Source organism: Bradyrhizobium sp. NDS-1 (assembly GCF_032918005.1).
GTDB lineage: Bacteria > Pseudomonadota > Alphaproteobacteria > Rhizobiales > Xanthobacteraceae > Bradyrhizobium > Bradyrhizobium tunisiense.
In genome coordinates this window covers 7,600,158-7,614,885 of the sequence record NZ_CP136628.1, presented here as the reverse complement: position 1 = coordinate 7,614,885, position 14,728 = coordinate 7,600,158, and the positions used below count along the sequence as shown (strand labels likewise).

The window sequence follows — 14,728 nt, the reverse complement described above, 5'->3', positions numbered from 1 at the left end:
AACACGAATACACCGCACAAATGGCCTAAACCTTAGGAAAGCCAGTTACCTAAGCCTTAATCCGGTTGCGCAGTCGCATTCGCATGCAGCGGAGCGGGAATCGCGTCACGGTTGTGCCGCGCGCATAGTGACCGCTGCGCTGCATCATTAACCGGGGGTTAATGCGAGCTGCCGCCGCCCTTGGCACCGGTCGGGTTGCGCAGCCGTCCGACCACGCCGGTCGGAAAGAAGTAGACGCTGGCGATGAAGAGCAGCCCGAGCCACAGCAGCCAGCGGTCGGGATGCAACAGCCCCGGCAGCAGCGGCAGGCCGGCTTCCGACGCCGCCGTGGAGGCGACCCCCATCAGCGACTGCAAATAGTTCTGGGCGAGGATGAAGATGCTGGCGCCGATGATCGCGCCGTAGATCGTGCCCATGCCGCCGATCACGACCATCAGCAGGATGTCCAGCATGATCGAGAAGCTGAGCGAGGTATCGGGACCGGCATAGCGTAACCACAGTGCGTTCAGGATGCCGGCGCCGGCAGCGACCAGCGCGGCGAGGCAATTGGCGTAGGTCAAGTGGAACACCGTGCGGAAACCGAGCGCCTCGGCGCGAAACCGGTTCTCGCGGATGGCCTGCAGCACGCGCCCGAACGGCGAGTTCACGACGCGCAGCAAAGCGAGGATCATCAGGGCCGAGACGGCGAACACCAGGTAGAAGGTCAGGATGCGGCCGTTGACCTCGAAGCCGAACAGGTTTTTCGAGATCAGCACGGTGCCGGGGCGCAGCAGCTCCGGCAGCTGGAAGCTGCGCCCGTCCTCACCGCCGGTCAGCCAGGAGAACTGCGAGGCCAGGACCTGGAAGGCGGAGGCAACCGCGAGCGTGATCATGGCGAAGAAGATCGCGGCGACGCGCAGAGAAAAGAGCCCGATGGCGAGCGCGAGCAGAGCTGCGAGCGGCAGTCCGACGACGATGCCGGTCGCGACCGCGGACCAATTGGGCCCCATTCCGTACAGCGCGATGGCGATCGCGTAGCTGCCGATGCCGTAGAACATGGTGTGGGCGAACGAGACCGAGCCGGTGTAACCGAGCAGCAGGTCATAGGAGGCGACCAGCGCGGCGAAGACGCAGATCTTGGCTGCGACGTTCAGCGCCTTGGCGCCCGGGAACAGGAACGGCGTCGCCGCCAGCGCCAGGATGATGACGACGAGAACGAGCGTGAGGATGCGGCTGCGCGGCGGGTCGCCGGAGAGGATCATCATCGGCTGGTCACCGCATAGAGGCCGCGCGGCCGCCACATCAGAATGGCGACCATCAGCAGGATGTTGGAGACGAGGGCGAGCTTCGGCACCAGGAAGCCGCCGTAATTGGCGACCATGGCCACGAGGATCGCACCGATGAAGCAGCCGCCGATCGACCCGAGTCCGCCGATGATGACGACGATGAAGATCAGGACGGTGAGGTCGTCGCTCATGGAGGCGTGAACCTGCTCGCGATAGAGCGCCCACATCACGCCGCCGAGGCCGGCCAGCGCCGATCCCGTCATGAACACGCCGAGGAACAGGCGGCGGATGCGATAGCCGAGCGCCTCGACCATTTCGCGGTTCTCGACGCCGGCGCGGATCAAGAGGCCGAGCTTGCTGCGGTTGAGCACGAGCTGGATCGCGATGAAGATGCCAAGGCCGATCAGCATCGCCAGCACGCGGTATTTCGCGATCGCGACGTCGCCGAGGATGAAGGAGCCGCGCAACGAGGTCGGCAGCGGCATCGGGATGATCTGCGGCCCCCACAGCGCATAGAGCGTCTGTTCGGCGACGATCAGGCCGCCGGTCGTCATCAGGATCTGCTTCAGATGCTGGCCGTAGACGGGCAGGATCAGCACGCGCTCGACGACCAGGCCGAGCGCGCCGGATACCGCCATTGAGAGCAGCGCGGCCGGGGCGAGCACCGCGAGGTTCATCCAGAGCGAGTCGGCCTGGATGGAGGCCGCGAACGGCGCCAGCACCAGGGTCGCGACATAGGCGCCGACGGCGATGAAGGCGCCGTGGCCGAAATTGAGCACGTCCATCAGGCCGAACACCAGCGTCAGGCCCGAGGCCATGATGAAGATCATCATGCCCATGGCGAGACTCGCGACGGTCAGCGTCAGCCAGGAGCTGGTTGATCCAATCAGCGGGATCATGAGCAGGGCGAGCGCGATCGGCAGCAGGACCGGCGCGATGTCGCGTTTCGGCTTCGGCAGGGGATCGGTTGCGGCAAGTTCAGTCACTGATGTGTCTCCAGGCTCAGGCCGAGAAGCCGCTCCTGCAACGGCACGTCGGCGGCGAGCGCCGCCATTTCTCCGCGATGAACGATAGTGCCGTTGTCCATCACCAGCACGTTGTCGCCGAGCTCGCGGGCGGCAAAGAAGTTCTGTTCGACCATGAGGATGGTCGCGCCCTTGCGCTTGATCTCCTTCAGGCACTCGATCAGCGCCATCACGATCGCGGGCGCGAGGCCCTTCGTCGGCTCGTCGATCAGCAAGAGCTTGCGCGGCTCGATGATGGCGCGCGCGATCGAGAGCATCTGCTTCTGTCCGCCCGAGAGGCTTCCGGCGCGCGACAGCCAGAAGCGGCGCAGCGCCGGAAAGAAGCCGAAAATCCACTCGAGCTGGGCGTCGTCGAGCGGGCCGTCGCGCGCCGCCAGCACCAGATTCTCCCTCACCGTGAGGTCGGAGAACACCGCCATGCTCTCCGGCACGTAGCCGACGCCGAGCCGGGCGATATCGGGCGTGGCGAGGCTCTCGATGCGCATCCCGGCGAGGCTGATCTCGCCGTGCGAGGCCTGCCACAGCCCCATGATGGTGCGCAGCGTCGTCGTCTTGCCGGCGCCGTTACGGCCGAGCAGCATCGTGACCTGTCCCTGCGGGACCGCGAGGTCGATGCCCTGGAGGATGTGATAGCGGCCGATATGGGTGTGCACGCCGGAGAGCTTGAGCAGGTCGGTCATGCGACGCTCTCCGCGCTCTTGGGGGCGACGCCGAGATAGGCCTCCTGCACGATCGGGGAGGCGATCACCTCGGCAGGCGGCCCGTCCGCAACGAGTTGCCCGTTATGCAGGACGATGATGCGGTCGGCGAGCGAGCGCACCACGTCCATCTTGTGCTCGACCAGAAGGATGATCTTGCTCCTGTCCTGCTTGAGCTGCGCAATCAGGTTGAGGACCACAGGCACCTCGTCGATGCTCATGCCCGCGGTCGGCTCGTCGAACATGAAGACCTTCGGCTCCAGCGCGATCATCAGCGCCACTTCGAGCTTGCGCTGATCGCCATGTGACAGCGCTGTCGCGGCAACGCCGCGGCGGCTGCCGAGCGCGACCTGGTCGAGGATGGCATCGGCGCGTGCGATCAGGTCGCGGCGCACCGTCCAGGGCCGCAGCATGTCGTAGTGCGTGCCGTTTGCCGCCTGCACCGCAAGGCGAACGTTCTCTTCCACGGTGAGGTTCGGAAAGAGATTGGTGAGCTGGAACGCGCGCCCGAGACCCGCACGGGTCCGCATTGGCGCGGAGTGCTGGGTGATGTCGGTGCCGCCGAACAGGATACTGCCGTTCGAGGCGCGCAGCTGGCCCGAGATCAGATTGAAGTAGGTGGTCTTGCCGGCGCCGTTCGGCCCGACGATCGCGGTGAGCTCGCCCGGGCGGAACGTGCAGGTGACGTTGTTGACCGCGACATGGCCGCCGAAGCGGATGGTGAGGTCGCGGGTTTCGAGGGTCAGCGTCATTGAGAATCTACAAATGATGAAACGGAATCCATCCGCGAGTCACGCAGCCCTCCCTCCCCCGCTTGCGGGGGAGGGAGGGGAGAGGGTGCTTCCGCGATGGGATAATCTCCCAAGAGGAGAAGTCCTCTCCCGGCCTCTCCCGCAAGCGGGAGAGGTGAAGCAAGGAAGGTCAGCGCTTGTTGCGGACGGGAACGTCCATGTCCTCGATCTTCAGCTCGCGCACCGGCTCGAGCACGGCCCAGGCGACGTTCGGATCAACCTTGACCTTGAAGTGATACATGCTCTGCAGCGCCTGATGATCTTCCTTGCGGAACACCATCTTGCCCTTCGGCGTGTCGAACTCCAGGCCCTCCATGGCCGTGATCAGCTTCTCGGTGTCGGTCGACTTCGCCTTGGTGACGGCGGCGACGACGGACATCGCGGCAGCAAAGCCGCCCGCGGTGAAGAAGTCCGGCGGCGCGTTGAAGCGCTTCTGGTGCTCGGCGACCAGCCAGTCGTTCACCGGGTTCTTCGGGATATCGTAGAAATAATAGGTCGCGCCTTCCATGCCGGGGAGGCCCTTATAGGCGGCGAGCGCCGGCAGGATGTTGCCGCCGGTGGAGAGCTCGATGCCGTAGCGCTTCGGGTCCATGTCCTGGAGCTTGGCCAGCGGATTGCCGGCGCCGGCCCAGATCACCCAGATCACCTTGCGGCCGGGCTTGTCCTTCAGCGCGTCGAACAGGCGCTGGCCGACCGCGGTGAAGTCGGTGGTCGAGGTCGGGGCATATTCTTCGGCGGCGAGCGTCGCGCCGGTCTTGGCGAGCGCCTCCTTGAAGGCTGCGACGCCATCGCGGCCGAACGCATAATCCTGCGCCAGGGTCGCGACGGTGACGCCCTGCTTGCCGATGGCGACGGCGTTCGAGATCGCGTCCTGTGACGAGTTGCGTCCGGTGCGGAAGATGTAGCGGTTCCACTTCTCGCCGGTAATCTGATCCGCGACCGCGGGCTCGACGATCAGGATCTTCTTGTTCTCCTCGGCGACCGGGAGAATGGCGAGGGCTGCGGCCGACGAAGTCGTGCCGATCGCGATGTCGGCCTTGTCGTCCTGATAGGCTTCGGCGAGCGCGGCCTTCGAAAGGTCCGGCTTGCCCTGGTCGTCCTTGGTGATGATGACGATCTTGCGACCGTCGAGCGTCATCGTGCCTTTGGTGGCGTATTCGAAGCCCATCTTCAGGCCGGTTTCGGTCTGCTTGGCATAGGCCTCGAGCGGACCGGTCTTGCCGTAGATCAGCGCGACCTTGAGATCGTCGGCCCGTGCGGACGTGCTCGCGGCGAGCGCGAGGACGGTTGTTGTTATGATGAGTGATCGACGCACGATGGTCCCTCCTGATTTAAAGTTTCTCGGCAACAGCGATTTGCACAACACTACGAACATTGCAATTGAACCTTCCGGCCGAGCGTGCCGGCCTTTCGAACATGCATCATTTTTGAGCGAGCCGCGCGTTGCCGGCTCCTTCGGCCTGACGCCGATCCGACTGCGCCTCCTCCGCGCTCTCGAAAATATGCGGTGCGACGCCGCGCCTCTCCAGGGCTTCGCCGAGCTTGATGCGCAGGAAGCCCGACGTGGTGTAGCGCGAGACACCGGAATAGAAGCGATCGACGAGGCTGCGGACCATGGCCGAATAATCGTCCATCAGTTCCGGCAGGATGGAAAAATTGTCATAATTGACGATGGCGTAGACCCGGCGGCCGAGCGGTGCGAGCCTGGCCTCGACGATATCGGCGATGGCGTCGATCTCGGCCCTGCTGCGCAGCGGGTAGCGTTCGAGATTGACGAAGAAAAGGTTCTGCTGCTCGTCCAGCGTGAAGCGCTGGTCGAGCGGAATGGTGAGCAGGCGCTCGCGCAAATCCATCAGACCTTCGCCGAAGATGCGCGCATCCATCAAGGCGGGATCGCGTGGGATCAAGGGCTTGAAATCCATCAGACGTAAAATGTCGCGCTCGATATCGATGCCGGGCGCGACTTCGGTGAGTTCGAGCCCGCCGGGGCGCAGCTCGAACACGCAGCGCTCGGTGATGTAGAGCGTGCGCTGCTGGCGCGCTGCCGCGAGCGGGCCGCTGAAGGTGACGTGCTCGACGCTGTCCACGAATTTGCGCGACCTGGCTTCGTCGAGAATGACGAGCTTGCCGCCGTTCACTGCGATGCGCTGCTTGCCCGCGCCGAAAGTGCCGACGAAGATGACCTCCTTGGCGCTCTGGCTGATGTTGATGAAGCCGCCGGCGCCCGCGAGTTTCGGCCCGAACTTGCTGACATTGAGGTTGCCGGCACGATCGACCTGGGCGAGCCCGAGAAAGGCCGCATCGAGACCGCCGCCGTCGTAGAAGTCGAACTGATAGGGCTGGTCGATCACCGCCTGCGTGTTGATCGCCGCGCCGAAATCGATGCCGCTCGCCGGGATGCCGCCGATCACGCCCGGCTCCGCCGTCAGCGTGATGAGATCGATGATTCGCTCCTCATTGGCCACGGAGGCAATGCCCTCCGGCATGCCGATGCCGAGATTGACGACGCTGTTTGCCTTCAGCTCGAGGGCGGCGCGACGGGCGACGATCTTGCGCTCGCTGACCGGCATCACCGGCAGCGAGGCGGCGCGGACACGGATCTCGCTCGAGAAGGCCGGATTGTATTGCGTGCCGAAGGTCTGCCAGTGGTTCTCGGGCCTCGCCACCACGACGCAGTCGACGAGGATACCGGGAATCTTGACCTGACGCGGATTGAGGCTGCCGGCCTCGGCTACGCGTTCGACCTGGGCGATGACGATGCCGCCGGAATTGTGCGCCGCCATGGCGATGGCGAGCGCCTCGAGCGTCAGCGCCTCCTTCTCCATGGTGAGGTTGCCGTCGGGATCGCCGGTGGTGGCGCGGATGATCCCGACCTGAATCGGGAACGTCTTGTAGAGCAGGCAGTCCTCGTCGCCGATCCTGATCAGCTCCACCAGGTCCTCGGTGGTGCGCGCGTTCAGCTTGCCGCCGCCGTGCCGCGGGTCGACGAAGGTGCCCATGCCAACGCGGGTGACATGGCCCGGCCGGTGCGCGGCGATGTCGCGGAACAGATGCGTGATGACGCCCTGCGGCAGGTTATAAGCCTCGATCTGGCCTGCGATCGCGAGTTGCTGCAGTTTCGGCGCAAGCCCCCAATGTCCACCGATCACGCGCCGGACCAGGCCCTCATGCGCGAGATGATTGAGGCCGCGATCCTTGCCGTCACCCTGGCCCGCCGCATAGACCAGCGTCAGGTTGCGCGGCTTGCCCTGCGCATAGGGCGCATCTCCCTCGTGGGAGAGATAAAGCTCCTCCAGCGCGATCGCGATCTCCTCGGCAAAGCCGATGCCGACGAAGCCGCCGGTCGCCACCGTGTCGCCGTCGCGGATCAGCATCACCGCTTCGGCCGCCGTGACGACCTTGCCTTTCTCGGAGTTGCGCAAATAGGGCAGAGCTGGGTGATGGCTCACCGCGAACCTCCCGATCGCTTCGACCGTATGCCGATCTTGTCGTGCATTGATCCTATCGCGAGGAGCCGCGCCGGGACAGCTTGTCCTCGTGCTGGACAATATGAGCAGTGCATTCGGCCCGGAGCTAATTTGCGTGTTTCGGTGGCGTGACGTGCGAGGGCTGCCTCGCTCGAAGCTGATGGACCGCGATCGCTTCACTCATGTTGCGTCCTCCCCGTTGCGAATGCGCATGTGCAGCACGCGTCATTGTGCAAAGCGAAGAGCAAGGTCCGCGCCAGATGCGGAGGGTTTGCGCAAACTGGCGGAAAACACGGCATTTTCTGAAACAGGCACCGGAAGAGCGAGGAGATGCCGTGTCCGGAATCCGAGACTCCGGACGGACCCGTGTCTCGAAACTCAGACGGAGGCCGGCCCCGAGGCGAGGCCGAACTTGGCGAGCTTCTTGTAGAAGGTCGCACGCGAGATCCGCAGCATCCTGGCTGCCTCGGTGATCTGACCATTGCTGGCGGCGAGCGCCTGTTCAAGCGTTTGCCTCTCGAACTCGGCCTCGGCCTCGGCATAGGGCACCACCAGCCCGGCGGGGCGCTCGGACGTTGCGGTTCTGATCTCGGTGCCGACGGGAAGGATGCGCGCGACATCCTCGCCGGTCAGCCGGCCGGAATCGCTGAGAATCAGCGCCCGCTCCAGGATGTTGCGGAGCTCGCGAACGTTGCCCGGCCAGTCGTAGCGTGCGAGCGCGGCCAGCGCGCTCGGCGTGATCCTGGCACTGACATAGTCGCCGGATGCGCTGATGTCCTCGAGCAGCCGGGCGCAGATGTCAGGAAGATCCTCCAGGCAGTGGCGCAGCGGCGGCAGGTCGATCGCGAGCACGTTCAGCCGGTAATAGAGATCGGGCCGGAACGCGCCGTCGCTGACGCGCTTGCGCAAATCCACATTGGTCGCGGCGACCACGCGCACGTCGACCTTGGAGATCTTGTCCGAGCCGAGCGGCTCGATCTCGCGCTCCTGCAGCACGCGCAGCAGCTTGGCCTGCAATTGCAGCGGCATCTCGCCGATCTCGTCGAGGAACAGCGTGCCGCCGTCGGCGATGCGGAACTTGCCTTCGCGTCCCCTGCGGTCGGCGCCGGTAAAGGCGCCCGGCGCCGTTCCGAAGAACTCCGACTCGATCAGCGTGTCGGGTATGGCGGCGACGTTGACGCTGACGAACGGCTTCTCTGCGCGGGTGGAAGCACTGTGGATCGCCTGCGCGAGCATCTCCTTGCCCGTTCCGGTCTCGCCGGTGAGGAGCACCGTGACGCTCTGCCGCGCGGCGCGGCTTGCGAGCTGCTTGGCCTGCGCGATTCCCGGCGTGGTGCCGACGTAATCGGCGAAAGTGAAACGTGCGGCGCGGGTGTTCGACAATTGCCGCCGCGCAAGCCGCAGGTCGCTTTCGAGCTGGGCGACGCGGGCCAACAGGGGTTTGAGGCTTTCGAGGTGGTCATAGAGCACGAAGCCGATCGCGCCGATCACCGTTCCGTTCTCGTCCTCGATCGGCATGCGGGTGACGACGAGCTGCTCGCCGCCGAGCTCCATGATGTCGAGCAGGATCGGCTCGCCGGTCTCGGCCACCTTGCGCATCAGGCTGTTGGGGATGACCTCCTCGATCGGCCGGCCGATGGCCTCGCTGACGCGCTTGAGGCCGAGCGCGGCGAGATATTTTTCGTTGACGTAGACGACCCGTCCGCCGCGGTTGATCGCGATCGCGCCCTCGCAGAGCTTCTCCAGCCGCTCGAACAGCGTCTCCATCGCGCGCGCACGGAGATAGGCGGGATCGCTGATCGAGGCGGAAGCGGACATGACATGCCTTGCGGGAGGTCCGCCCGTGTATTAGCAAAAGGCCAGCAATTTCAAAGCGGGAAATGGGGGCGGCCACTTGCTGATCTGTCCCCCGTCACCCTGAGGCGGCCACTTCTTCAGCGGCCTCGAACGATGACGGAACGCAAAATCCCGGACTTCTTTACCGCCGATAACCGTTCGCGCGCGAATAGCCCTGGCGGTTGTGCTGTGTCGGGCGGCTCGCGACGTTCGCCCGCGCCTCGCTGGAGAGCGGCGTTGCGAGCTTCAGCTCCTCCAGGAAGATCGGTCGGGAGAAGTAATAGCCCTGCGCGTAGCGGATCTTGGTTGCGGCCTGGAGATAAGCGAGTTCCTCGTAGGATTCGAGGCCTTCGGCAATCACGGTCATGCCGAGCGCTTCGCTCAAGGACTCGATCGCGCGCAGGATGCCCTGGCTGCGCGGGCGCTTATGAATGTCGGTGATGAAGGAGCGGTCGATCTTGATCTCGTCGGCGGTGATGTCGGCCAGCGCCGAGAGCGAGGAATAGCCCGTGCCGAAATCGTCGATCGAAATGCCGACGCCGAGCTTGCGGAACATCGGCAGGATCTCGTCCTGGAAATGATTCTTGGCGACGAAAGCGTCTTCCGTCACCTCGATCATGAAACGCTGCGGAAAGCCGGTGTCGTCCAGCGCTCGCGCGAAGCTGCGCATGAATTCGGGATTGCCGGCCTGCTTGGCGGCGACGTTGATGCTGATGGTGGCTTCCGCGCCGAACGTCTCGTTGATCAAATCGATCGACTTGACGATCTCGGCGAGCACGAGGTGAGTGAGCTCGTCGATCAGGCCGAGCTCGCCGGCGAGATTGATGAACGAGCCGGGCGCCTGGATCACGCCTTCGTCGTCGCGCAGGCGCACCAGGGCCTCGATACCCTTCACGGCCCGGGTGCGGATGTCGACCTTGGACTGGAAGGCGCAGCAGAAGCGCTTCTCCAGGATGGCGAGCCGCAGCGACTGCTCGACCTTCATCCGCGCCTGCGCCTCACGCTCCATGCTCGCGTCGAAGAAGGCGGCGAGTCCCTTGCCGTTGTTCTTGATGCGGTACATCGCGATGTCGGCGTTCTGGCGCAGCGTCTCGAAACTGCTTCCATGATCGGGATAGAGGCTGATGCCGACGGAGGTGGAGGCGAAGACCTCCGAATTGTCGATGAAGAACGGCGCCGTCAGCCGCTCCAGCGTCGACTGCATGAATTCGGCGACCTCCTCCTGGCTCTGGATCGGCGAGAGCAGCAGCAAAAATTCGTCGCCGGAGATGCGCGACAGCATGTCGGAATCACGCAGGTCGCGGCCGAGCCGCTTCGACAGCTCGACCAGCAGCGCATCGCCGACTGCATGGCCGTAATAGTCGTTGATGTGTTTGAAATTGTCGACGTCGAGGAAGGCCAGCGCGAAGCGCTCGCCGGCGCGATTCTCCGTGAGCAAATTGTTGACGCGATGTTCGATCACGCGCCGCGAGGGCAGTCCGGTCAACTCGTCGAAATAGGCCGAGCGGAAGAGCTGGTCCTCGAAATTCTTCTGCTCGGTGATGTCGGAAGATGCCGAGATCAGGAGCTCGCGTCCGGCGAGGCGAACGGGACGATGCGTCGTGAGCAGCACCTGGCGCGCAGCGCCGCCGTGAAGCGCCTCTTCGGTGACGACAGGCTGGCCGGCACTGAAAGCCTTGCGGCAGGCTTCGCGACGCCTCGCCAGATCGGGTGAGGGGCGGCTGCCGTCCATGCCGAGCTGCGCGGCCGCGGCGTCGTTAGCCAGCAGAATCTCGCCATGCGCGTCCTGTACGGTCAGGCCGGCCGGCAGCATTCTAACGATTTCCTTGAGAAAACCGAGCTCGGCTTCATTCGCGCCGGAATATCTGTTGTCGTTCATAGAAGTCGTGAATCTTGTTGTTTCAGCGCGCCTTTGCAATGGACGCGATCTTGCGCGGTTCCCTCTTAAGTTTGGTTAAGGGGTCCGGAGAAATACGGGGATGTTTTGCGGCGCTGCGACGCGCGCCGACGATCGTCATTAACAGAGGGTCAACAGCGCACGAGAAAACGCGAGCGGAACGCGGGTGCGCTTTCGCTTGGCGCGCGACGTTATTCGCTTTGCGGGATTCGGCACTGCATGATGCAATGCAGCCCGGTCTTCAGATAGGAGATCTCGGATTTGCCATCGAAGGCCGTCAGCGCCGATTTCAGCAGCTTGGTGCCGAAGCCGGGCTCGGACACCTTGTCCACGCTCGGCCCCTCGGTTTCGTCCCAGGTGATGGTCAGCCGGTCGTCGCTGACTGTCCACGACACCTGCAGCAGACCGCGAGGCGAGGAGAACGCACCATATTTGCCCGCATTGGTGGCGAGCTCGTGAAACATCAATGACAGTGTGACCGCGAGCTTCGGCGGCAGGAACAATCGCTCGCCGTTGAGAGTGAAGCGGACATGGCCGTAGGGGCCGAGCTCCGAAATCAGGAGATCGCGGATGTCGCAGCCAGCCTTGTCGATGCGCGAGATCAAATCGTCGGTCGCAGCCAGCGACCGCAGCCGCGGATCGACCCGGGCCCAGACCTGCGGCTGGTCATGCAGCACCTGGTGGATTACGGCGTGCACCGTCGACAACTTGTTCTTCAACCGGTGCTGGAGCTCGTCGACCAGCAGCTTGCGGTAATCCTCTTCCTCGATCAGGCGCCTGGAGATCCTGCGCTGCTCGGCCAGCATGGTGCGATAATGCTCGACCCCCCAGATGGTCAGCGCGCTCACGGCCCAGTAGAGCGCCAGCAAGGCAAACCGCGCGTTGTCGGCCATGGCGTCGCTGAAGTTCACGACGACGCCGAGCACCCCGCCGAAGAGCGCGGTGATGATGCCGATCCGGAATCCTCCGAACGCGGCGGCGAAGAACACGGCCGGGAAATACGGGGTGAAGTAGACGTCGGGCCGCACATGCGCGAGGGCCCAGCGCGCCAGCGTCGCAACCAGCAGGCAGGCGACCGCGAAGGTGAGGCTCAGGCCCAGCGATGGCGGTGCCACGCCCTGCCAACCCCTGCGGAATTCGTCGATCAGCTTCCCCATGCACAGCCCGGTTGCGAGACGCGTCCGAAAATCGGGCGATTGCCAGGAATGGTACGCACGTCCCCGGCGGAAGCAAAGCTTGCCTTGACGGAAGCCGGCGGGAATAGTGGCGCTTGCGCCGCCGACCGTCGCGGCGCCGTCATCGATCGGTGTCCGCCATCGGGCGTCAAATGGTTCGAAAACAGGGACATTCCATGGGCAGGCTGGACGGCAAGGTTGCGGTGATTACGGGCGCGACGAGCGGGATCGGATTGCGCACTGCGGAAGTCTTCGTTGCCGAAGGTGCCAAAATTGTGATCGCGGGCCGGCGTGTACCGGAAGGTGAGGCGCTGGCGAGCCAGCTCGGGGTCAACTGCATCTTCCGCCAGACCGACGTGACGGTCGAAGCGCAGATGCAGGCCCTGATCGCGCTGGCCGTGGACAAGTTCGGCCGGATCGACTGCCTGTTCAACAATGCCGGCGGCCCGGCGCAGACCGGCGGCATCGAGGGTCTCGAGGCCGATCGCTTCGATGCCGCAATGGCGACGCTGGTGCGCAGCGTCATGCTGGGCATGAAGCATGCCGCGCCCTACATGAAGAAGCAGGGAAGCGGCAGCATCATCAACAATGGCAGCATCGCCGGGCGCCTTGCCGGGTTCTCGTCCTCGATGGTCTATAGCGCGGCCAAGGCGGCGGTGATTCATCTCACCAAATGCGTGGCGATGGAGCTCGGCGAGTCCAATGTACGCGTCAACGCGATCTCGCCCGGAGCGATCGCGACCGGCATTTTCGGCAAGGCGCTCGGGCTCTCGACCGATGCGGCGGAGAAGACGCCGGCGGTGATGCGCGAGGTCTACAAGACCGCGCAGCCGATCCCGCGTGCCGGCCTTCCCGATGACATCGCCCATGCCGCCGTGTTCCTCGCCAGCGACGAATCGAGCTTCATCAACGGCCACGACCTCGTCGTCGACGGCGCCATGACCGGCGGCCGCAACTGGAGCCAGCAGCAGCAGGGCTACGTGGACTTGCGCAAGGCGTTCGGCCAGGGCGCGTAGGAGCAGGTCACCTTCTGTCGTTCCGGGGCGCACGAAGTGCGAACCCGGAATCTCGAGATTCCGGGTTCGATGCTCCGCATCGCCCCGGAATGACGGTGTGAGTCGCTCACACCGCCTTCATCCTGACCTTCAGCCCGTCCCGCGGCTTCGGGATCGGCCACATCTGCCAGTCCGGCTTGTAACCGGGCGCGAGCGACACTTCGATATTCTGCAGGAAATGCCGCGCGAAGCATTTCGCCTGCATGTAGGCGAAGTGCAGGCCGAGGCACATATGCGCGCCGCCGCCGAACGGCACCCAGGCGAAGCGGTGGCGGGCCCGTTGCGCTTCCTCGGTGAAGCGCAGCGGATCGAAGCGGTCCGGGTCCGGCCAGATATCCTTCATGTGATGCGTATAGAGTGGATTGACGCCGACCGCCGTGCCGGCGGGGATCGTGAAGCCCTTGAAGGTGAAATCGCGCATGGCGCGGCGCGGCATCGAGGGCACCGGCGGCTTGATCCGCAGCGCCTCCTTGAACGCCATCTCGCACAGAGGCATTTTCTCGAGATCGTCGAAGCTGCTCGGCGCGCCCGGGGCGAGCCCGAGCGCGAGCACCTCCGCGCGCAGCCGGTCCTGCCAGTCCGGATTCGCTGCGAGCTCGCCGATGAAGGAGGTCAGCGACGAGGTCAGCGTGTCGTGTGCCGCCATCATCAGGAAGCTCATGTGGTCGATGATGTCCTGCTCGGACAGCAGCGCGCCGTCCTCATGGGTGGCACGGCAGAGCTGCGAGAACAGATCATCGCCGCCATGATTGCCGCGTCGCAGCGGGATCTGCTCGCGGAAATAGGCGACGATTCGCTTGCGCCCGCGTACGCCGGCCGCCATCTGGGTGCCGGGCAAGGGGCGGCGGATCGGGGCGACGGCAGCGGCGACCATGTCGACGAAGGCGCGGTTGATCTCGTCGACCTCCGGTCCGATGTCTGCGCCGAGGAACGAGGCCGCAGCGAGATCGAGCGTGAGCTGCTTCATCGCCGGGTAGAGCTGCATTTCGCCGGGCTTGGCCTTCCACTGTGCGACCCGCGCGGAGATGCCGTGGTCGAGGTCGCTGAGATAGGACTTCATCGGCCCGGACTTGAACGCGACCGACAGCGCCTTGCGGTGCAGCCGGTGCTCGTCGAAATCGAGCAGCATCAACCCGCGCGGAAACAACAGGCCGAGCACCTTGTTCCAGCCGTGGGTCGACGAGAACAGCTTTTGCTGGTCGAACATCACGAGCTCGTTGGCCTCCGGTCCGAGCAGCACGACATTGGTCTCGCCGAAAACATGGGTGCGGTAGACGGGGCCGTATTTGACGCCGTTCGCCTCGACATGGCCTTTGGGATCGGCCAGCACCTGGAACGTCTTGCCGAAGATGGGCCAGCCCTCGTCGCCGGGAATGTGCGTCAGCGCGTTGCGTTTGGGCGCGGTGAAGTCGGGCGCCGTTGCGGCCATATGTTGCATCGACATGACGATTGCTCCGGTTGGCAGGCGCCGCGAACATAGCACGATCCGACCGCGATGGGCTGCGGTCGTGTAGCGCAC

At 64.7% G+C, this 14,728-nt stretch carries 11 protein-coding genes; 1 reads left to right on the top strand and 10 read right to left on the bottom strand.

Translation table 11 applies throughout. The annotated features are described in order from the left end of the window. Positions 1-158: 158 nt before the first annotated feature. The 9 genes from RX330_RS35510 to RX330_RS35470 form a co-directional block, all read right to left on the bottom strand. Positions 159-1,244 (bottom strand): branched-chain amino acid ABC transporter permease, encoded by a 1,086-nt coding sequence (locus RX330_RS35510; protein WP_317241610.1) that lies wholly within the window; start codon positions 1,242-1,244, stop codon positions 159-161. Then, positions 1,241-2,251 carry a branched-chain amino acid ABC transporter permease gene (locus RX330_RS35505; protein WP_212083619.1) on the bottom strand — a complete coding sequence of 337 codons (1,011 nt, stop codon included), beginning with the start codon at positions 2,249-2,251 and terminating at the stop codon, positions 1,241-1,243. The genes RX330_RS35510 and RX330_RS35505 overlap by 4 nt, the downstream gene beginning before the upstream one ends. Further along, the gene (locus tag RX330_RS35500) at positions 2,248-2,970 is read right to left on the bottom strand and encodes an ABC transporter ATP-binding protein (RefSeq protein ID WP_317241609.1); all 723 of its coding nucleotides are present in this window, start codon (positions 2,968-2,970) and stop codon (positions 2,248-2,250) included. The genes RX330_RS35505 and RX330_RS35500 overlap by 4 nt, the downstream gene beginning before the upstream one ends. Then, positions 2,967-3,740 carry an ABC transporter ATP-binding protein gene (locus tag RX330_RS35495; RefSeq protein WP_317241608.1) on the bottom strand — a complete coding sequence of 258 codons (774 nt, stop codon included), beginning with the start codon at positions 3,738-3,740 and terminating at the stop codon, positions 2,967-2,969. The genes RX330_RS35500 and RX330_RS35495 overlap by 4 nt, the downstream gene beginning before the upstream one ends. Positions 3,741-3,909: 169 nt before the next feature. After that, positions 3,910-5,094: a substrate-binding domain-containing protein gene (locus tag RX330_RS35490; protein WP_317241607.1), complete on the bottom strand. Its 1,185-nt coding sequence runs from the start codon at positions 5,092-5,094 to the stop codon at positions 3,910-3,912. A gap of 106 nt (positions 5,095-5,200) precedes the next feature. Beyond that, complete coding sequence (locus RX330_RS35485) at positions 5,201-7,228, bottom strand: acyl CoA:acetate/3-ketoacid CoA transferase (RefSeq protein ID WP_212083627.1); 2,028 nt, start codon at positions 7,226-7,228, stop codon at positions 5,201-5,203. 396 nt (positions 7,229-7,624) lie between these two features. Continuing rightward, positions 7,625-9,064 (bottom strand): sigma-54 interaction domain-containing protein, encoded by a 1,440-nt coding sequence (locus tag RX330_RS35480; RefSeq protein WP_317241606.1) that lies wholly within the window; start codon positions 9,062-9,064, stop codon positions 7,625-7,627. Positions 9,065-9,224: 160 nt separating this feature from the next. After that, positions 9,225-10,961 carry a putative bifunctional diguanylate cyclase/phosphodiesterase gene (locus tag RX330_RS35475; RefSeq protein ID WP_317241605.1) on the bottom strand — a complete coding sequence of 579 codons (1,737 nt, stop codon included), beginning with the start codon at positions 10,959-10,961 and terminating at the stop codon, positions 9,225-9,227. 209 nt (positions 10,962-11,170) lie between these two features. Continuing rightward, positions 11,171-12,136: a sensor histidine kinase gene (locus RX330_RS35470; RefSeq protein ID WP_212083634.1), complete on the bottom strand. Its 966-nt coding sequence runs from the start codon at positions 12,134-12,136 to the stop codon at positions 11,171-11,173. A 194-nt stretch (positions 12,137-12,330) separates the two neighbouring features. On the opposite strand from RX330_RS35470, the gene RX330_RS35465 reads away from it, so the two are divergent. Further along, positions 12,331-13,170: an SDR family NAD(P)-dependent oxidoreductase gene (locus tag RX330_RS35465; RefSeq protein WP_317241604.1), complete on the top strand. Its 840-nt coding sequence runs from the start codon at positions 12,331-12,333 to the stop codon at positions 13,168-13,170. A gap of 106 nt (positions 13,171-13,276) precedes the next feature. Here RX330_RS35465 and RX330_RS35460 read toward each other — a convergent pair whose 3' ends face one another. Continuing rightward, on the bottom strand, positions 13,277-14,653 hold the full coding sequence (locus RX330_RS35460; RefSeq protein WP_212083638.1) for a cytochrome P450: 1,377 nt from the start codon (positions 14,651-14,653) through the stop codon (positions 13,277-13,279). Between the last annotated feature and the right edge of the window lie 75 nt (positions 14,654-14,728).